This is a genomic window from Streptococcus infantis (assembly GCF_047463315.1).
Classification (GTDB): Bacteria; Bacillota; Bacilli; order Lactobacillales; family Streptococcaceae; genus Streptococcus; species Streptococcus infantis_AB.
The window spans coordinates 273,113-293,342 of record NZ_JASHEB010000001.1 but is presented as its reverse complement, the minus strand read 5'-3'; the positions used below and the strand labels follow the sequence as shown (position 1 = coordinate 293,342).

The window sequence follows — 20,230 nt, the reverse complement described above, 5'->3', positions numbered from 1 at the left end:
AGAAAAGCGCCTCAGACGGAACATTTAGTGACCAAGATCGAGGTGCTGGTGAGCTATATTGTAATAGTTGACTATTTCATCATGAAAATTTGAACAATCATGATGATATAGATGAGCAGTGTTAGTAAAAATCCAGCTCTCCAAAAGAATTTAAGGAATTTTGGATAATAAAAACTACGTTTTTTGCTTAAAAAGAAAAAGGCTAGAATGATGGCTAGCAAAGATAGGGCTGCCCCCAAAATGGGAAGTTGATTATGGGTAAAAACCTTTGCACTGATTAAATAGTATTCAAAAATCAGAAAAGGAAAAGCCAAATCTGCAAAGTTAATCCCCTTTTTCTTTAACTTTAAAAATCTACTAAAGATAATAGCCAAAGCCAAGGTTAGTACCAAAAGCAAGACAGAAGCGAGTTTCATTAAAATCATAACAATATTGTATCATAAAATTTGAATAAAAGAAAAGCATATTCCTTGATTTAACAGTGTTTTTCTAAAAATTCTTGTTTAGAAATTGATTTTTTATACTAAGTTGAGCATCAATGAGATTCGCACTGCAAAACGAGAGTAGTTTGAACCTTCATGATAAATCTTTTTTATGGTGACAATAAAAAATATATATTAGCCAGGAGAGAAGAATAGTAGTAGAATGAGTAGCAAATAAAACAAAGGAGTTTCTTATGAAATTAGTTACTTTATGGTCAAAACTCTCACTGGGCATTCAATTATTGGTGGCTTTGGTCTTGGGTGTTATCGCTGCCCTTATCTGGCCACAATTTGCAGGCTTTTATCAATTTTTAGGACAAGCCTTTATTAAATTGATCAATATGGTTATCATTCCGCTAATCTTCCCAACCATCGTTGTTGCAGTAGCTGGAGTTATCGGAAAAAAATCTTTCGGAAAAATCTTGACCAAGAGTTTGGTTTACTTTTTTGCCGTAACAACTGCCATTACTCTTTTGTTTGTATTTGCTAGTTACTATTTAGGATTTGGTCAAGGAGTGAATATCGGTCAAACTGGTGGAAACCTTGATGGGATTGCTAACAATGTCAAGTTCAGCGAATTTTTGCTTGGTTTCATTCCTTCAAATATCGTTAAATCTCTTTCAGATGGCGCTCTATTGCCAATTATCGTTTTTGCAATCTTTCTTGGTTACGGAATTGGGAATCTTAAGTCTGATAAATCTCAGAAGATTATCGAAGGTTTCCAAATCTGGATTGAAGCCATTTACAAGATTGTTGCAGTAATTATCAAACTATCACCGATTGGTATTTTTGGATTTATCGCTAAAGATGTTGCAACTACGGGTGTCGACAAGTTGATTGGGCTTGGTCAGTTTGTAATTGGAACTTATCTGGCTTATGCTGTTTTGGTTCTCCTTATTTTCCCTTTGATTGCTTTCTTCTTTAAAGTACCGTATTTATCAGCCTTTCGTGAAAATTGGAGTCTCTTGACTCTGGCCTTTGTTACGGGTAGTTCGAGTGTGGTCTTGCCATCACTTCTTAAAGATTTGAAAAAACAGGGGCATGACGAGCATACAATTGATTTAGTTGTTCCTTTAGGATATACTTTTAACTTAGAAGGAGCAGCGGTTTATTTCTCAGTAGCGACAATTTTTATCGCCCACGCCTATGGTATTCAATTCTCTTTATCAAGTCTCTTGTTTACTGTTTTATTGTTGACTTTGATTGGAAAAACTGCAGCAACTGTGCCATCAGGAGCTATCGTAGTTCTATTAGCTGCAGCACCTCAATTGGGCTTGCCAGTTGAAGGAGTGGCCTTGATTTTTGCAGTTGATTTCTTTGTCAATGCAGGCCGTACCATGATCAATGTTTTAGGTCAAATCTTAACAGTCAGCGTTATCGAAAAAACAGAAGGATATATTTTAGAAGAAGAAAAGGAAAGCCAATTATCAGTCAGCTTTTCTTAAGGAGATATAAATAATGAGTGAAGCAAAAGTTTATGTGATTCATGAGAATCTAGAATGGACTCAACATTTAGTGAAATGGTTGGAAGAATTAGAAGTCCCTTATGAACTATGGGATTTGTCTAGTGGGATTTTAGATTTGCAAAGCCCACCGCCGCAAGGTATCTTTTACAATCGTATGTCTGCCTCTTCACACACAAGAGGACATCGTTATGCGCCAGAATTTACAGAGCAAGTGATTACTTGGTTAGAAGCACACGGACGCAAAGTTGTGAATGGTACCGGTGCTATCAACCTTGAAATTAGTAAAATCAAACAATATTTGAAGTTAAACGAGTCTGGTATCGAGACTCCTGCAACAGTTGCAGTTTTGGGTCAAGAAAACATTATTGAAGCGGCAAGAAAATTAAACATTTATCCTTTGATTACCAAGCACAATCGTGCAGGTAAGGGATTAGGCGTTCAACTCTTCCAAAATGAAGAGGAACTGGCAACTTATGTCAATAGCCCTCTCTTTGAACCATCAGTGGACGGGATTACCTTGTTACAAGCCTACATCAAGCCAAGTGATGGACGTATCCGTCGTTCAGAGTTTATCAATCAAAAATTCCTCTATACTGTTTCGATCGATTCTTCAGATGGTTTCCAACTTTGTCCAGCAGATGGTTGCCAAATCGGCAAGAGACCAGAGCAACTAGAAACGTCTGAAAAATTCCAGATTACAGAACCTCTACCAGATGACCGGAGAGAAGCTTATGAAAGTTTCTTGAAAAATGCTCAGATTGAAGTTGCGGCGATTGAATGGGTTCAATCAGAGAGTGGAGACATTTATGTCTATGATGTAAATACCAACACCAACTACAATCCTACCGCAGAAAAAAATGCCACTATTTTTGCCCACCAACACTTGGCTCAGTATCTAAAAACAGAATTGCAAGCCCTGACTAGTGGACAATAAAGCAGGAAATTCAAAAATCCCCCAGTATTAAATGACTGGGGGATCGATTTGTGTAATCGGTGAAATCTTATTGATTTGCTTTAAAGTCCGGGTCTTTTAGACTTTGAACACTGGCATTGATGACGGCACCGATGATTAATATCTTGGCAATGATAATGAACCAGAACATCATAACAACAACGACGATTGAACTGAAAAATCTGACGTCAACGAGATAATTGACATAATTGTTGAAATAAGCTGCAAAGATGTTTAATAAAGCAATCGTCGTAACTAGTACAAAGAGACTTCCAGGTATGACGTAGCGAATCTTACTTACTTTAACATTTGGTAGGAAATAATAGAGCATAATCACGGTAGCAAAAAGAAAGGCATAGATCAGCGGTCCTGTAAAATCTTGTAGATAAGAAAACAGAGCACTCTCGGATTTCCAGTAGTTTTTAAGCAGGTCCAATAACATATGGCCAAACATACTAAGGAATAATGCAAGCGCAAAGAGAATTTGAAGTCCAAAGCTAACTAAGAGGCTCATCATCTGATGTGAGATAATTCCTCTATTTTTTGCGATTCCATAGGCTTTATTAAAAGCCTTTTGAAGAAAATTCATGGATTTGGAGAAAGTCCAAAGAGCTGATAAGATAGCAAAACTCAGTAAACCTGTCGATGGTTGAGTCAGAACTTCTCTGACAATCTTTGCAACAACTTCATAGATTGTATCTGGTAAAAATTCCTTGATGGTTAATAGAAAGTTTGAGATGGGAATTTGAAAGTAGGGTAAGATATTGACCACTATCATGAGTAAAGGGAAGATTGAAATCAACCAATAGTAGGCAACAGCAACGCTGGTTAGCTCGCTATCAGAGGCTTGATAGTAGTGTAAAAAAGCTTTTAATAATGGTCTATCGTTCAGCTGTTTCCACAACTTTTTCATTTCACAAACCTCCAGTTTTTCTTGTTTTGTATAGACTTTAATTTCTTCGAACTAATTCCATCATATCGTAAGGTAAGGTATTAGCAGATTCTTTTAAGGAATAGGTTTCTAAATTATTGACATTTTGGCGTAGCTTTTTGGCATACTGAGCTGAGATGAGTTTTTGAGCTTCGTATTCAAAGATACACTTACGTTCAAGGTAGTAACCTCTAAGCATTTCAGCGATGTTATTGGGTTTGATACGATTGATAACCCGTTCCACAAAGGCGCCACTCGTAATATGACTGGTTTCACGGAGACGAGATTCCTGCATGAAGCTGATCAGAGAACTTTTATAAATCCCTTTAAGGTTTTCCAAACTTTCGATGATGATTTCAGTGTTGGCTAGGTAGAGTTCAGCAATCTGGTCATAGTCAATGGCCAGAAGTCTTTGGGTTTCTTTGTTCTTCAAGGAACGAAGGGTTTTGCCAAATGTAAGCAACTCGTGTAGGAGAAAACGTATAATCCGAATAGAAACAAGGAAGTAGTAGGTTATTCGAGAAGCGAAGTTTCGTTTAATATTTTTCTCCATGCTTTTCAGATAACGTTGGTAGACACGATATCCTCTTTCGCCGATTTTGCCTTCTTCATAGGCTTGCTCCAAACCATCGCTCTCGATACTGAGAATCAGTAGTTTGAGAGCTTCCCAGTCTTCCTGGATTTCCTTGTTCTCCTGACTGAGGATGAGATTTTCAATACGTCCATGATAATTGTCAATAGCCGCATAGAGTGGAACCTTGTTTTTTGTGTTCTCTAAATCCTTCTCTAACTCCATGGCGACATCATTTAAGATAGCGATGTGCATGAGCTGATCCTTAGATGGTTCTTTCTCTTCGGAAAGGTGTGGAAGTACCAGTAATCCCGTAAGGAAACTGACAAGTGTTACACCAGCTACGAGGAAGAGAAGAAGAGGATATTCTTGTTCTAGATTAGACGGTATCAAAAGGATAGTGGCAATGGATACAGTTCCCTTGACGCCAGAAAAGGTAAGGAGAAGCATATCTTTGACATACTTATCTAAGCTTTTATGAAGTTTCTTAATCCGAAAAGCGTAAAAGCCGTAGATCATCACAAAGCGGATGGCAAAGAGTAGGAAGGTCAAGAGAAAAACGCTGACTAAGAGAAGCACTTTGTTGTAAAATGCACTCTTAAGAATTGGTTCAGCAATCATTTCCAGTTCCATCCCAAGAATGACAAAGACAGAACCATTGAGCATGAAGGTTACAGTGTGCTAGACAGTCTCGGTAACAGTATCAACCTGGGCTTCAAGCAAGTTGATTTTTTTGAAACGACTGGCTTTCAAAATCCCAGCGACTACAACGGCGATAATACCTGAGACATGAATCTCTTCAGCTATGAAAAATGTCAAGAGGGGCAAACTGAGTTCTAGCAAGAGCTCACTTGCGATATCTGTTGCGCGGACACTAAGTAAAAAGGTATGGAGGAAGCGATTGATTAGGGCTGTTATAAAGCCGACTGCAAAACCTCCAACAATGGAAATAGCTAATGAAGTTCCGGCTTGGGTGAGCGAAAATGTTCCTGTTGTCCAAGCGATGAGAGCCACACGAAAGGCTACTAGACCAGAAGCATCATTAAGAAGACCTTCCCCTTTTAAGATATTAGAAACCCGTTTTGGAAAGGAAAAACGTTGAGAAAGGGAAGCGAAGGCAACTAGGTCTGTAGGCCCTAAGGCAGCACCAACTGCTACACAGGCTGCTAATGGTAGGCTAGCCCAAAGGACATGAGCGAGTCCACCCATGCTCAGAGCTGATATAAAGATAACTGGGAAAATCAAGTAGAGAACGATTCTCCAGTGCTTTAAGATAGAGGTTACATCTGCTTCTTGAGCTTCACGAAAGAGTAGTGGACCAATGACTAAAGCTAGAAACAACTCCGTATCTAAGTGATATTGGTTGTTGGGTAAGCAAAGCCCAATTCCAATCCCTAACAATATTTGAATCAGGGGCATGGGTAAAAAGGGCAGAAGTTTATTGGTCGTGCTAGAAACAATAAGAACTAGCAAAAATACTAAGAGATAAAAAAGTAAATTCATCTTCTACCTCCTTATTTTTATTTGCGACAAGCTTCAAAAAGTTCCTTTTGTTCTTGGATTTTTTGATCAATCTTCGAGCAGTCCTTATGCTCGATTTTCTTCTGACAACGCTCCATTTCAAGTGAAATCATTTTTTTCTTGATTTTCAACATTTTCTTGCTCATATGGGCTTCATCTAACATACCAACTGCACGTTCATGTTGGGTTGATTCGACGAAGTTGTGCCGGAGAGTTTCAATTTTGTCTTTTAGGTATTGTTTATCCATGTCGATACCTTTCTAACTTTTCAATCATAACTAAAAAAGGAGGATTGTTAATTTGGTTGAGGGTGCGATAGATAGTGGCAGTGTATTCTTGTTGTGGTAATTGACTGACAAAATCCATAACTGCATCCCGTTCGATATCTCCGCCTTCATGCCCGTAGTAAATCATAATGGCTATACGTCCTCCCTTAACCAGCATTTGGCAAAGCTTATCCAGTGCTTCAATGGTTGTTTGTGGCTGGGTAATAATGCTTTTATCAGCTGAAGGAAGATAACCTAGATTGAAGATAGCCGCCTTGACTTCTGTCACATATTGATCCACAGTTTCGTGGCCCTGCAGGATTAAGTCTACATTGGTCAAACCTGCTTCTTGGATACGTTGACTTGTTTTTTCCAGAGCTTGTTCTTGGATGTCAAAAGCATAGACTTGTTTAGCCAACTTGGCAAGAAAAAGTGTATCGTGGCCATTTCCCATGGTCGCATCCACAACAATATCCTCTGGGGTAATGACTTGGGCAAGAAAATCATGCGCTATTTCAAGTGGTCTTTTCATTCATAAACTCCTGTTTTACAGCCTTGCAACCTTGTACACTTCCTCGACGTCTCATTTCGGCTTCAATGCTATTTAGAACTTCCCATTTATTGAGACTCCACATAGGACCTATCAGCATATCTCTAGGTGCATCTCCTGTTATGCGATGGATAACAATATGTTTGGGAATAATTTCTAGCTGGTCGCAGATGACCTTGACATATTCATCCTGACTCATGAGCTGCAAACGACCTTCGTGATAATCTCGCTGCATCCGAGTATTCGTCATAAGGTGAAGTAGGTGAAGTTTAATCCCTTGGATATCATTATCAGTCACACAACGACGAACATTTTCCACCATCATGTCATGAGTTTCACCTGGTAAACCATTAATCAAATGAGCTACAATTTCAATCTTGGGATATTTTCTCAAGCGATTAACCGTTTCCACGTAGAGTTTATAGGAGTGGGCACGGTTAATCAATTCAGAAGTTTCCTCATAGGTTGTTTGTAAACCTAACTCTACAGTAACATGCATTCGTTCTGACAGATCTGCCAAGTATTCGATAGTCTCATCAGGCAGGCAATCTGGTCGTGTACCGATATTGATTCCAACAACACCAGGTTCATTAATAGCCTGTTCATAGCGTTCACGAATCACTTCGAGCTTTTCATGAGTATTAGTAAAGTTTTGGAAATAGACTAGATATTTTTTTACATCTGGCCATTTACGGTGCATAAAGTCAATTTCCTTATAAAATTGCTCACGAATAGGAGCGTCAGGCGCAACGATAGCATCTCCAGAACCAGAAACCGTACAGAAAGTACAACCTCCATGAGCTACTGTACCATCACGATTGGGACAATCAAATCCAGCATCGATAGGAACTTTGAAAGTTTTTTCTCCGAATAAATTTCGATAATAATCATTCAAGGTATTATAGGATTTCATAGCTAATATTATATCAGAAAAGACTCGCAAACTCAAAGTCAGCAAATAAGTGAGAGATATTGAAATGATTGGACAGAAAAAAATTTTAAAAAAAGCCTTTACAAAAAAATAAAAAGTGGTATAATTAAGTCACAAACAAGTGCAAACGTTTTCGTAAAACGTTTGCCTAATAAATATAAAAGGAGATTTGAATGATGAAAGATACATTCAAAAATGTCTTGTCTTTCGAATTTTGGCAGAAATTCGGTAAGGCTCTAATGGTGGTTATCGCTGTTATGCCAGCGGCTGGATTGATGATCTCAATCGGTAAGTCACTTGCAATGATTGACCCAAACCTTGCTCCCCTAGTTATTACTGGTGGCGTACTAGAGCAAATTGGTTGGGGAGTTATCGGTAACCTTCATATTTTGTTTGCCCTCGCTATTGGAGGAAGCTGGGCTAAAGAACGTGCTGGTGGTGCTTTTGCGGCAGGTCTTGCATTTATCCTTATTAACCGTATCACTGGTACAATCTTCGGTGTATCAGGGGATATGTTGAAAGATCCTAACGCTATGGTTTCAACAATCTTTGGTGGATCTATCAAGGTTGCTGATTACTTCATTAGTGTACTTGAGGCACCAGCCCTTAACATGGGGGTATTTGTAGGGATTATCTCAGGTTTTGTTGGAGCGACTGCATTTAACAAATACTATAATTTCCGTAAACTTCCTGATGCCCTTTCATTCTTTAACGGGAAACGTTTTGTACCATTTGTAGTTATTCTTCGCTCAGCAATCGCTGCAATTCTTCTTTCAGCTTTCTGGCCAGTTGTTCAAACAGGTATCAACAACTTCGGTATCTGGATTGCTAACTCTCAAGAAACAGCTCCAGTTCTAGCACCGTTCTTGTATGGTACTTTGGAACGTTTGCTCTTGCCATTTGGACTTCACCATATGTTGACTATCCCAATGAACTACACAGCTCTTGGTGGTACTTATGATGTCTTAACTGGTGCAGCAAAAGGAACTCAAGTATTTGGTCAAGATCCACTTTGGCTTGCATGGGTAACAGACCTTGTCAACCTTAAAGGTACTGACGCGGCTCAATACCAACACTTGTTAGATACAGTACATCCAGCTCGTTTCAAAGTTGGACAAATGATCGGTTCATTCGGTATCTTGATGGGTATCATTGTTGCGATTTACCGTAACGTTGATCCAGATAAGAAACACCAATACAAAGGTATGATGATCGCAACTGCTCTTGCAACATTCTTGACAGGGGTAACTGAACCAATTGAGTACATGTTCATGTTCATCGCAACACCTCTTTACCTTGTTTACGCTCTTGTTCAAGGTGCTGCCTTTGCAATGGCTGATATTGTGAACCTTCGTGTTCACTCATTCGGTTCAATCGAATTCTTGACTCGTACTCCGCTAGCTATCAACGCTGGTCTTGGTATGGATATCATTAACTTTATCTGGGTTACAGTACTCTTTGGATTTATCATGTACTTCATCGCTAACTTCATGATTAAGAAATTCAACTATGCAACTCCAGGACGTAACGGTAACTACGAAAATGCAGATGGTACATCTGAATCTTCAGCTGCTGGTGAAACTAAAGTTGCAGAAGCTTCTCAAGCTGTAAATATCATTAATCTTCTTGGTGGACGTGCTAATATCGTTGATGTGGACGCATGTATGACTCGTCTTCGTGTTACTGTAAAAGACGCTGAAAAAGTCGGAACAGAAGAACAATGGAAGTCTGAAGGAGCTATGGGTCTTGTCATGAAAGGACAAGGTGTCCAAGCTATCTACGGACCTAAAGCTGACGTTTTGAAATCAGATATCCAAGATATTCTTGACTCAGGTGAAGTGATTCCTGAAACTCTTCCAAGTCAAATGGCAGCTTCTCAAAAAGACGCTGTTGTCTACAAAGGTGTGACTGAAGAAGTTTACTCAGTTGCTGACGGTCAAGTCATTGAATTGGAACAAGTTAAAGACCCAGTCTTTTCACAAAAAATGATGGGTGATGGATTTGCAGTAGAACCATCGAACGGTAACATTGTATCTCCAGTTTCTGGTACTGTATCAAGCGTCTTCCCAACTAAACATGCTCTTGGTCTTGTAACTGAAGCAGGTCTTGAAGTTCTTGTTCACATTGGTCTTGATACTGTAAGTCTTGAAGGAAAACCATTTGAAGTTATGGTTTCAGAAGGTCAAACAGTCTCTGCTGGTGATCTCTTGGTCAAAGCTGACTTGGGTGCTATCCGTGAAGCTGGTCGTGAAACTACAACTGTAGTTGTCTTCACAAATGGTGACGCGATCAAATCAGTTAAATTAGAACAAACAGGTTCTCTTGCAGCTAAAACAGCAGTTGCAAAAGTAGAATTGTAATACACTAAGGGGTTGGAAGCTGTTTTCCAACCTCTTGTTTATAGGAGAAAAGCATGAAGTTTTTAACACTCAATACTCATAGTTGGATGGAAAAAAATCCTGAAGAAAAATTTCAGCTCTTGTTGCAAGATATACTTGAAAACAGTTATGATTTGATTTGTTTTCAAGAAATCAATCAAGAAATTACTTCAGCGCAAGTAGAAGCTGGTGCACTTTATCAGCCATTACCATCTGCTGAGCCGATTCATCAAGACCACTATGTTCGTCTTTTGGTTGAGAAGTTGGCTGAAAAAGGACTGGACTATTATTGGACATGGGCTTATAATCATATCGGCTATGACCGTTATCATGAGGGTGTTTCAATTCTATCTAAAACACCGATTGAGGCGCGTGAGATTTTGGTTTCAGATGTAGATGATCCAACTGATTATCACACTCGTCGAGTTGCACTAGTAGAAACAGTAGTAGAAGGTAAAGAACTTGCAGTTGCGAGTGTCCATCTCTCTTGGTGGGATAAAGGCTTCCAAGAGGAATGGGCGCGCTTTGAAGCAGTTCTGAAAGAATTGAAGAAGCCACTCTTGCTAGCAGGTGATTTTAATAATCCTGCAGGCCAAGAGGGTTACCAAGCTATTTTAGCTAGTCCACTAAACTTACAAGATGCATTTGAAGTTGCAAAAGAAAGAAGTGGTAGTTACACTGTTCCGCCTGAAATTGATGGTTGGAAGGGAAATACAGAACCACTTCGAATTGATTATGTCTTTACGACAAAGGATATACAGGTAGAAACATTACATGTTGTCTTTGATGGAAAACAAAGTCCACAGGTCAGTGATCACTATGGTCTTCAAGCAGAACTTTCTTGGAAGAACTAACAAATAATTTTACTAAAATAAAACAAGACCCCCTTCGGATATGCGAAGGGGGTTAACTACTCAAGGGGTTAATATAGTTAAAGTTTTTAGTTGAATAACTTGTAAAATGAAATAAAATCCTTTAAAATAAAAAGTGTTGGAGGAATTTATGAATGTAAATCAAATTGTGCGTATGATCCCGACGCTAAAGATAAATAATAGAAGATTAAATGAATTGTTTTATATCCAAACCTTGGGTATGAAACCCTTGCTTGAAGAGTCGGCTTTCTTATCGCTAGGAGACCAGTCAGGCATTGAAAAATTGGTTTTAGAAGAATCACCAAGTATGAGAAGCCGTAAGGTTGAAGGGATCAAAAAATTAGCTAGATTGATTGTAAAAGTAGCGAATCCATCCGAGATTGAAGCCTTACTAGCTAGAATGGAAAAACTTCCTCAACTCTATAAAGGAAATAAGGGATTTGCTTTTGAAGCTCTTTCTCCGGAAGGGGACCTTGTCCTAATCCATGCGGAAGATGACATCAAAGATTTGAGAAAGTTTGATGAAACTGTTACTTTCTCAAAAGATGAGAAGATGCAGTATTTGACAGCATTTGATATTTCAGTAGAGATTAACTTGCCTGATGAAACGACGAGCCTGCTTGAAAAAGAGGAAATCGAAACTAGCCTAGCTTTTAAACAAGCTCAAGGTAGTGATTTGCTCGTTGAAAATAATGTTACTTGGGATTTGTCTATGTTGAAATTCCAAGTAAAAGAACTTGAATTGGCTAGTCTCCGTCAACGTTTTGAAACTGCAGGTTACTTTATTCCTAAGTCAGAGAAGTTTTTCCTAACCAAGGATACCAACAATATCGAATTGTGGTTTGAAGAAGTATGAAACAAGAAATCATTCAAAAAATAAAGCAACAAATTGAGGCAGGGATTTATCCTGGTGCCTCTTTTGCATATTATCGGGATGGTGAATGGTCTGATTGCTACCTCGGAGAAGCAAATCCAGAAATTGGAGAGCAGACTTGTCAAGGTTTAGTCTATGATTTGGCAAGTGTGAGCAAAGTCGTCGGAGTTGGAACTGTCTTAACCTTCTTGTGGAAGCAAGGCAAGATTGAGCTCGATCAATCCATAAAGACCTATCTTCCAGAGGCGGATTATCCAGATATCACCATTTGTCAACTCCTCACACATTCTACGGACTTGGACCCGTTTATTATCAATAGAGACCAGTTGAATGCAGAAGAATTGAGAGAAGCTATGTTTCATTTGAATCGCCGAGAGAAGAGAGCCTTTCTCTACTCAGATGTGCACTTTCTCTTGCTCGGTTTTCTCCTAGAGAATTACTTTGAGAAAAACTTAGACCAGATTTTACAAGAGCAAGTTTTCGATCCATGGAAGATGAAAGAAACTCAGTTTGGACCAGTTAGCAGTGCTGTTCCAACTGTTCGGGGACAGAAGGCAGGAGTGATGCATGATCCTAAGGCACGTTTACTAGGTAAACATGCTGGAAGTGCAGGCTTGTTTTCAACCGTAAAAGATTTAAAAATCTTCCTTGAGCATTATTTACAGGATGATTTTGCTGAAGATTTGAGCCAGAATTTTTCAGATTTGAGTGATAAGGAACGCTCCTTGGCCTGGAATCTTGAAGGTGATTGGCTAGACCATACAGGCTATACTGGAACCTTTATCATGTGGAATCGTAAGAAGCAGGAAGCTGCGATTTTCTTGTCCAATAGAACCTACGAAAAAGACGAGCGTGCGAAGTGGATCATAGACCGTAATCAGGTCATGGACCTAATTCGTGAAGCAGACTAGGGAGGAAGTATGTCAAAAGCTCTTAAAGGAACTCTTTTTACAGTGATTGCTGGTATTGCTTGGGGCTTGTCTGGGACCAGTGGTCAGTACCTAATGGTTCATGGGATATCGGCTCTAGTCCTAACCAATATCCGTTTAATTGTTGCAGGTTTGCTCTTAGTTCTCTTGTCCTATATAAAGTCTAAGGAACAATTTTTGGCTTTTCTAAAAGATAAATCAAGTCTGTTTTCTCTCTTACTATTTTCTTTATTCGGTCTCTTTCTGAATCAATTGGCTTATTTAACGGCTATTCACGAGACAAATGCAGGTACAGCGACGGTGCTTCAGTATGTCTGTCCTGTTGGAATCTTGGCTTACACATGTATAAAGGATAAGGTAGCACCTACTATAGCCGAAATACTTTCTATGATTTTAGCAATAGGTGGAACCTTTTTAATTGCGACTCATGGTCAGTTGGATCAGCTCTCTATGACACCAGCAGGTCTCTTTTTGGGCTTGTTCTCTGCTTTAACCTATGCTCTTTATATCATTTTACCCATTAAACTCATTCAAAAATGGGGTAGCATTCTGGTTATTGGTGTCGGTATGACCATCTCTGGGTTTGTAGCAGTGCCATTTACAGGGATTATCGGTGCTAGTCTACCTATGTCTTTTGATGTTTTCTTAGCATTTGCTGGAATTATTCTCATCGGGACTGTATTTGCTTACACGGCCTTTCTTAAGGGGGCAAGTATGGTTGGACCAGTCAAATCTAGTCTCTTGGCCTCTATTGAGCCAATATCTGCGGTATTTTTTGCCTTCATGATTATGGGAGATATCTTTTATCCTGTAGATTTTCTTGGCATGGCAATGATTTTATTGGCTGTGACTATTATTTCTTTAAAGGATTTAATGCTAGAAAAGAAACACAAGTCCATTTAAGAACAGAACAACCTTATAAAGAGGTTGTTTTTTTTTATGCTCTAGTATCAATTTAATTAATTTTAAGATTAAAAGTTTATAATAAAGTTACAAAAATAAGCTAAACGGAGGAAATATGAATTTTATACAAAGTATTCATCCTGCTAAACCTTTAAGATACTTAAAATGGTTCGACATCTTAATCATCACTGTTTTAATGTTTGGAGAGTTTATCATCCGTTCTACTCAACAATTTATGGAGAGTCTATCACCTTCAACTCTTGCTAGTGTTGCGGAAACTACAACAAATGTAGCAAGTGATGGGGCAGCTTATTCTAGTAATTTTACTTTTCAATTGATGATGTTAGGGATTACTTTCCTTTATCTCTTGATTCGAAATTATGATTTTAAACAACTTCCTATACGTTTTTCCTGGTCTGTTTTCATCTGGGTTCCCCTTATCTTTGCTATTGTTGGTATTTTTTGTGATATTGTAACAACCCTTAGTGGTGAGTACAATTACTTTAATCCTCAGTTGATTCATTTTATAGATCCCATGGAAATCATTAGAAAATTCATGGCCTTAACGCCAATGGCCATTGGTTATGCGCTTCTAAATGGTTTTTACGAAGAATTTTTCTTCTTGGGATTACTGACCTCAGTAAAAGAAAATCATCAGTGGCTGGTTCTAGTATACTCGGTAATCATACGAATTTCTTTCCATACCTACCAAGGATTACTCTGGGCATTAGTTATTGGGCTTGTATATGGACTATTCTATTATTTCTTGTACAAGTATGTAGTCAAGAATTTACTGCCATTCTTTCTCATGCACGCTCTTGCAGATATGTTTGGTTCAAGTCTCTTGTACCTCTTGATTACTTGGGGAACTTAAGCAAAAAAATCCACTCATTTGAGTGGATTTTTTTATGAATGCTTTTAGTCTTTATTTTCGTATGGCAAGATCAAGTTCAAAAGGATACCTGTCATTGCTGATAGGGCAGTACCTGAAAGTGTAACTGGACCAAGTTTAAGGATTGCTCCACCAAGTCCAAGCACAAGCATTGCACTTGCGATGATAAGATTACGCATTTGACCAAAGTCTACACGTTCCTTGATCAAAACCTTCAAACCGTTGCTGGCGATAACCCCATAAAGAAGGATTGACATACCACCAAGTACGGCGTTAGGGATTGTAGAAATCAAAGCAGTGAATTTTCCAAGGAAACTTAGGGCAATTGCGATAAAGGCTGCGTTACGGATAACTGAGACAGAAGCGATACGGGTCATACCGATCACCCCTGTATTTTCACCGTAAGTAGTATTAGCAGGACCACCAAGGAAGGCAGATACAGATGTTGCGATACCGTCACCAAGAAGGGTACGATGAAGACCTGGTTCTTTCAAGAATTGACGGCCACAGATTTGGCTCAAGACCGTGTGGTCTCCAATATGTTCTGAGATTGTTACGATCGCGATTGGTAAGATTGCGATTGTCTCTGGACCGAAGTAAAGGTTGTATTCTTTGAAGGCACCACCTGTGCTAAATGGTAGGTAGAAGCCTGGAATTTCGAACCAGTTAGCTTGAAGAACAGGTGTGAAGTCTACTAGACCAAGAAAGACTGCAAAGATATATCCACCGATAATGGCAAACAAGAAAGGAATGATACGAAGGAATCCTTTTCCTTTTGTATTGATAAAGGCAGCGATGAGGAAGGTAACCACAGCTACAAGAGCATTTTTCCAGTTGCCATCAGCAACAAGACCAGCATTTGTTACAGCTGAACCTGCAAGACCAAGACCGATAACGATAATCATTGGTCCGATAACAATTGGTGGTAAAAGTTTATCAATCCATTTTGTACCAGCAAAGCGGATGCTAGTTGAAACAAGAACGTAGATTAAACCAGTTAAGATAACCCCTGTTTGAGCAGCAGAAACATCGCCACCCATTTCCTTCATAGCAAGAGACATTGCAGTGATGAAGGCAAAAGAAGAACCGAGATAGACCGGAACTTTAAAGCCAGTAGATACCATGTAAATCAGTGTTCCGACACCTGATGCAAACAGGGCAACAGATACAGGCATTCCCAAAATCAGTGGCACCAAGATGGTAGCACCAAACATGGCAAACACGTGCTGGAAGCTGAGTAGAATTCCCTTACCAAAAGAAGGACGTTGGTCAACGTCGAGTAACAAATCAACAGTTGATTCTTGTTTCATAAATACCTCACTTTTTGGGCATCAAAAAAGAGCCCATTATTTTACAGCAATAGGCTCTCAGAGTAAGACATCTTTAAAACATGGTTATCCCAATATTTAAAAATTTTCATATATATCTGCGTCTTCGTCACCTCACGGGATGACATTAAAAACCTTTGCTTGTGATAGTATAGCAGAAAAAAATGATTTTGTAAATCATTTTTTCCCGAGCCTTGAAACAAGAGAGTGAAGCATGATTTTGTAAATCATTTTTTCCCGAGCAAGGAAATAAAGACGCGAGGTATAATCTTGTGAGTATCTATTTAAAATATCCTAAAGCGGGCGTTTATTTGGCATACCAGCCTTACGTGGATATTTGTTTGGAGTTTCCTTTTTCTTTTCTACAATGGTGATGTAGCGAGGGTCTCCATTAGGAAGTGTGTAGCTAAGGTTGTCCTCAACCTTGCTAAAGAGAAGGTTGAGAGCATTTTTGGCTTCTGTCAATTCCTCAGGGGCATTACTGGCTTTAAGTGCCAAAAGTTTTCCACCAACTTTAAGGTAGGGAATGGTTAACTCTGAGAGAACTTGCATGCGTGCAACTGCACGAGCTGTCACAATGTCGAATTGGGCACGGAAGTTCTTTTCTTGGGCAAAGTCTTCGGCGCGTCCATGGTAGAAATGAATCCCTTCTAAATCAAGCTCCTCAGCCAGAAGCTGAAGGAAGTTAATGCGCTTATTGAGTGAATCAATGATGGTCACATCTAGCTGAGGGTAGAGAATCTTCATAGGGAGACTTGGGAATCCTGCACCAGCGCCAATATCAAGTAACTTAATTTCTTGGTTTTCTATCAACTCTTGTAGGATAGGAGCGATGGAATCATAAAAGTGTTTAAGGTAAACCTCTTCCTTTTCAGTAATGGCAGTCAGGTTGATTTTTTGGTTCCACTCGACTAAGAGTTCGAAATAGCGCTCAAATTGAGCTTTTTGCTGGTCAGTAAGATTAATATTCTGTTCAGCAAGTAGTAAGTAAAAAGTTTCTGGTTTCATAGTTATATCCTTCTTGTATATTATCTTATTGTACCACAAAAACATGGAAATTTGATATACTTGTACTAATCTAAAAAATGAAAGGAAATATCAAATGAATTGGATTATTTTTGGAGTTTTAACTCTCATTACTTTATTTGTTATTGTTACTTATAATGGTTTAGTTAAAAATCGTATGCAAACTAAGGAAGCATGGAGTCAGATTGATGTTCAGTTGAAGCGTCGAAATGATCTCTTGCCAAACTTAATTGAAACAGTTAAAGGTTACGCTAAATACGAAAGTTCTACTCTTGAAAAGGTGACTGAACTCCGTAGACAAGTAGCTACAGCAACAACACCTGCAGAAGCCATGAAGGCCAGTGATGCACTGACACGTCAGATATCTGGTATCTTTGCGGTTGCAGAGAACTATCCTGACTTGAAGGCTAGTGGCAACTTTGCTCACTTACAAGAAGAACTGACTAACACAGAAAACAAAATATCATATTCTCGCCAACTTTATAACAGTGTCGTTAGCAACTACAATGTTAAATTAGAAACTTTCCCAAGTAATCTGGTTGCGGCTATCTTTGGCTTCAAGGCAGCGGATTTCCTTCAGACTCCAGAAGAAGAAAAGGCTGTTCCTAGAGTTGATTTTAGTGGTTTAGGTGACTAAGATGCTGTACAAACAAATCGCTAGTAATAAACGTAAAACTTGGGTTTTATTAATTGTTTTCTTTCTTTTGTTAGCCATAGTCGGATATGCGGTTGGATATCTTTTCATGAACTCAGGTATCTGGGGCGTGACCGTAGCCATCATTATCGGTTTCATCTATGCCTTGACCATGATTTTTCAATCTACAGAGATTGTCATGAGTATGAATGGTGCGCGTGAAGTTGATAGGAATGAAGAACCTGTTCTCTATCATGTTGTTGAGGATATGGCTATGGTGGCGCAAATTCCTATGCCACGTGTTTATGTCATTGATGATGCTGGCTTAAATGCTTTTGCTACGGGTTCGAATCCTCAAAATGCTGCTGTTGCTGCTACGTCAGGACTTCTAGACATCATGAATCGTGAGGAGTTAGAAGCTGTAATTGGGCATGAAGTTAGTCACATACGTAACTTGGATATTCGAATCTCTACCATTGCTGTTGCTCTTGCCAGTGCCATTACCCTTTTATCGAGTATGGCTGGTCGTATGATGTGGTGGGGTGGAGCATCACGTAGTAGAAGAAATAGTGACCGTGACAGTGGAGGGCTTGAAGTGATTATGTTAGTCATTTCTCTCTTAGCCATAGTTCTGGCACCTCTTGCAGCAACTTTGGTACAGTTAGCCATTTCTCGTCAACGAGAATTTCTAGCAGATGCTTCAAGCGTAGAATTAACTCGTAATCCGCAAGGGATGATCAATGCTTTACAAAAATTAGAAAATAGTCAACCAATGACTCATCATGTGGATGATGCTAGTAGTGCGCTTTATATCAATGATCCTCAAAAACCAGGTTTTTTAAAAAAACTATTTTATACGCATCCACCTATTTCAGAACGGATTGAGCGTTTGAAACATATGTAAAAAACATCCAGAGGTTTTCTCTGGATGTTTTATTTCCAAAAGTTAAAGGTCTTGTAAATCAACTACTTCTAAACCATGCTCTGTCAAACTATAGATACTCGTACAAACTTCTTTTAAGAAACGTCGATCATGCGAAACAGTGACAAGACCACCAGAATAATTGGCAAAGAGTTTTCTTATTTCTGGTTGAGAAGTTGGAGAAAAATTTCGTGTGGGTTCATCCAGAAGGAGAAAGTTTGGTTTTCGCATAACTAAATTCAAAAGAAGGAGTTTACCTTGTTGACCTCCAGATAAAGAGTGGATTTGGTGGTGCATCTCTGGATAGCTGAAATTAAGACTGGCTAAGTAAGATTGGATTTTCTGTATTTCCTCCTTGTGTCCAGTTTGGCTGAGAAATTCTACTGGCGATAGATTCAATTGCAATGTTTCTTGGTAATCTTGTGGCATAAATCCAAGCGAAATCTCTCTTTTGCCGCTTAGTAGTCGATGTAACTTTACTAAAAGAGTGGATTTGCCAACGCCATTGGGACCGATAATGCCGATTTTTTCTTGACCTCGGATAGTTAATTGTAGCCCTTGAGACAGAATTCGTTGGCCAATGGATAAAGTCTCGTTTTCTAGTCGAACTATGACTTTTGAAGCCGCTAATGGCTCTATATCTGAAAAGAAAAGTTGGATTTGTTCCTCTTCAAGTGGCTTTTGGGTCATGGACTGAGCTGCTTTTTCGTAGCGTTTTTCTTGAGAAAGAACATTTTTCATCTTTTTAGCTAATAGGCGACCAGCAGTACTGTCTTTGGTAGCTCGAAGTGCAGTTTCTACATTTTGCTTAACTCGGCGATGTTTTTCCATGGTTTTGTCATAGACTCGTTGGTCATTGGCAGCTTGCTGGCTTTGTCTGGCAAAACTAGCCTTTCTCTGATCACTATAGCGTTTATAGTCTAAATGTTCTACTAGCGTTTCTGCTTCTTTACGGTGCTTGACCAGTCGCAAGTGGACAATGGTGTCTGCTGTTTGAGAAAGAAAGTCTTCATCATGAGAAATGAAAATAACGGTTTGCCTCATCTTTTGAATCTGTTTTTTTAGCCAATCAACTGTCTCAAGATCCAGGTCATTTGAAGGTTCATCTAAAAATAGAATCTCAAAGGGTTTGGCAAATTCATGGATGAGCTGAATTTTCAAAGCTTCACCACCCGAGAGACTACCAATTTCTTGGTCGCTTGCAAAACGGTCGCTATCAAAGTGCAACTCCTCCGCCAAACGATAAAGAATACTGTAGTCTAAATCAGCAGAATCCAAAAAGAAGTAGTCCTGTAGAGATTTTTTCTTCAGTTCTTCAGGGAGATGTTGGGGAATGTAGGCCAGGGACTGAAGGTCAGACTGGATTTCTCCCCTGATAGAGAAATCAGCTAATTTTTCTCCCATTAAAGTTCGAAGTAAGGTTGATTTTCCATTTCCTTCTTCGCCTATAATAGCGACCTTTTCTCCGTCTTGGATGGTAATGTTTAAATCGGAAACAAGGTCTCTTAAATCTTTGTTTTGTGTGATGGTCAGATGATTGATTTTTATCATATTATTTCCCTTTCTAGAATGTCCATATTGCATAACAAAAAGCTCTACTTTACCTAGTAGAGCCAAACGTCCATGTCAAAAAAACTCTTTTAAAAGGGCTGAAAATCAAGCAGAAAAAAGAGCACACAAAAAAGAGACAGAAACAAGATCTACTAAATAAAGGTTCTTTATTTGATAGACTTAGTTGTTCATGTCTCCCTTACCTCCGAATATTGTTGCAATCATCATACTCTTTTTGAGAAAATTTGTCA

Annotated in this window: 18 protein-coding genes and 1 pseudogene; 10 read left to right on the top strand and 9 right to left on the bottom strand. The window is 38.9% G+C overall.

What is annotated here, in order from left to right; genetic code table 11:
• Positions 1 to 71: 71 nt before the first annotated feature.
• Complete coding sequence (locus tag QM857_RS01470; RefSeq protein WP_414274894.1) at positions 72 to 431, bottom strand: DUF3397 domain-containing protein; 360 nt, start codon at positions 429 to 431, stop codon at positions 72 to 74.
• 245 nt (positions 432 to 676) lie between these two features.
• Between QM857_RS01470 and QM857_RS01465 the strand changes: the two genes are divergently transcribed.
• Both QM857_RS01465 and QM857_RS01460 read left to right on the top strand, forming a co-directional pair.
• Positions 677 to 1,927, top strand: a complete 1,251-nt coding sequence (locus QM857_RS01465; protein ID WP_225750514.1) for a dicarboxylate/amino acid:cation symporter — start codon at positions 677 to 679, stop codon at positions 1,925 to 1,927.
• Positions 1,928 to 1,940: 13 nt separating this feature from the next.
• A complete protein-coding gene (locus QM857_RS01460; protein WP_049495570.1) occupies positions 1,941 to 2,882 on the top strand; it encodes an ATP-grasp domain-containing protein in 942 nt (313 codons plus the stop codon).
• 67 nt (positions 2,883 to 2,949) lie between these two features.
• Here QM857_RS01460 and QM857_RS01455 read toward each other — a convergent pair whose 3' ends face one another.
• From QM857_RS01455 to QM857_RS01435, 5 genes and pseudogenes are all read right to left on the bottom strand, one after another.
• The gene (locus QM857_RS01455) at positions 2,950 to 3,813 is read right to left on the bottom strand and encodes a YihY/virulence factor BrkB family protein (RefSeq protein WP_178895192.1); all 864 of its coding nucleotides are present in this window, start codon (positions 3,811 to 3,813) and stop codon (positions 2,950 to 2,952) included.
• A 37-nt stretch (positions 3,814 to 3,850) separates the two neighbouring features.
• A pseudogene (locus QM857_RS01450) lies at positions 3,851 to 5,905 on the bottom strand (cation:proton antiporter).
• A gap of 17 nt (positions 5,906 to 5,922) precedes the next feature.
• Positions 5,923 to 6,171, bottom strand: a complete 249-nt coding sequence (locus tag QM857_RS01445; protein ID WP_414274820.1) for a hypothetical protein — start codon at positions 6,169 to 6,171, stop codon at positions 5,923 to 5,925.
• The gene (locus QM857_RS01440) at positions 6,164 to 6,721 is read right to left on the bottom strand and encodes a class I SAM-dependent methyltransferase (RefSeq protein WP_414274819.1); all 558 of its coding nucleotides are present in this window, start codon (positions 6,719 to 6,721) and stop codon (positions 6,164 to 6,166) included. The genes QM857_RS01445 and QM857_RS01440 overlap by 8 nt, the downstream gene beginning before the upstream one ends.
• Complete coding sequence (locus tag QM857_RS01435) at positions 6,705 to 7,652, bottom strand: TIGR01212 family radical SAM protein (protein WP_414274818.1); 948 nt, start codon at positions 7,650 to 7,652, stop codon at positions 6,705 to 6,707. The genes QM857_RS01440 and QM857_RS01435 overlap by 17 nt, the downstream gene beginning before the upstream one ends.
• Positions 7,653 to 7,843: 191 nt before the next feature.
• On the opposite strand from QM857_RS01435, the gene QM857_RS01430 reads away from it, so the two are divergent.
• From QM857_RS01430 to QM857_RS01405, 6 genes are all read left to right on the top strand, one after another.
• Positions 7,844 to 10,030, top strand: coding sequence for a PTS transporter subunit IIBC (locus QM857_RS01430; protein WP_414274817.1), 2,187 nt, complete (start codon positions 7,844 to 7,846; stop codon positions 10,028 to 10,030).
• Positions 10,031 to 10,083: 53 nt separating this feature from the next.
• The gene (locus QM857_RS01425; protein ID WP_414274816.1) at positions 10,084 to 10,902 is read left to right on the top strand and encodes an endonuclease/exonuclease/phosphatase family protein; all 819 of its coding nucleotides are present in this window, start codon (positions 10,084 to 10,086) and stop codon (positions 10,900 to 10,902) included.
• Between the two features lie 148 nt (positions 10,903 to 11,050).
• Entirely contained in the window at positions 11,051 to 11,776 is a 726-nt protein-coding gene (locus tag QM857_RS01420) for a CppA N-terminal domain-containing protein (protein ID WP_414274815.1), read from the top strand.
• Positions 11,773 to 12,705 (top strand): serine hydrolase domain-containing protein, encoded by a 933-nt coding sequence (locus QM857_RS01415; RefSeq protein ID WP_414274814.1) that lies wholly within the window; start codon positions 11,773 to 11,775, stop codon positions 12,703 to 12,705. The genes QM857_RS01420 and QM857_RS01415 overlap by 4 nt, the downstream gene beginning before the upstream one ends.
• Positions 12,706 to 12,714: 9 nt before the next feature.
• Positions 12,715 to 13,626, top strand: a complete 912-nt coding sequence (locus QM857_RS01410) for a DMT family transporter (RefSeq protein WP_247921674.1) — start codon at positions 12,715 to 12,717, stop codon at positions 13,624 to 13,626.
• A 115-nt stretch (positions 13,627 to 13,741) separates the two neighbouring features.
• Entirely contained in the window at positions 13,742 to 14,500 is a 759-nt protein-coding gene (locus tag QM857_RS01405; protein ID WP_414274813.1) for a CPBP family intramembrane glutamic endopeptidase, read from the top strand.
• Positions 14,501 to 14,544: 44 nt separating this feature from the next.
• On the opposite strand, the gene QM857_RS01400 is transcribed toward QM857_RS01405, so the two are convergent.
• Positions 14,545 to 15,828, bottom strand: coding sequence for a uracil-xanthine permease family protein (locus tag QM857_RS01400; RefSeq protein WP_247921672.1), 1,284 nt, complete (start codon positions 15,826 to 15,828; stop codon positions 14,545 to 14,547).
• 312 nt (positions 15,829 to 16,140) lie between these two features.
• Entirely contained in the window at positions 16,141 to 16,854 is a 714-nt protein-coding gene (rsmG, locus tag QM857_RS01395; RefSeq protein WP_414274812.1) for a 16S rRNA (guanine(527)-N(7))-methyltransferase RsmG, read from the bottom strand.
• A 94-nt stretch (positions 16,855 to 16,948) separates the two neighbouring features.
• Between rsmG and QM857_RS01390 the strand changes: the two genes are divergently transcribed.
• Both QM857_RS01390 and htpX read left to right on the top strand, forming a co-directional pair.
• Complete coding sequence (locus QM857_RS01390; protein WP_247921670.1) at positions 16,949 to 17,509, top strand: LemA family protein; 561 nt, start codon at positions 16,949 to 16,951, stop codon at positions 17,507 to 17,509.
• Position 17,510: 1 nt separating this feature from the next.
• Positions 17,511 to 18,410: a zinc metalloprotease HtpX gene (gene htpX, locus QM857_RS01385; RefSeq protein ID WP_414274811.1), complete on the top strand. Its 900-nt coding sequence runs from the start codon at positions 17,511 to 17,513 to the stop codon at positions 18,408 to 18,410.
• A 42-nt stretch (positions 18,411 to 18,452) separates the two neighbouring features.
• Here htpX and QM857_RS01380 read toward each other — a convergent pair whose 3' ends face one another.
• Positions 18,453 to 20,012, bottom strand: coding sequence for an ATP-binding cassette domain-containing protein (locus QM857_RS01380; RefSeq protein WP_414274810.1), 1,560 nt, complete (start codon positions 20,010 to 20,012; stop codon positions 18,453 to 18,455).
• Positions 20,013 to 20,230 lie beyond the last annotated feature (218 nt).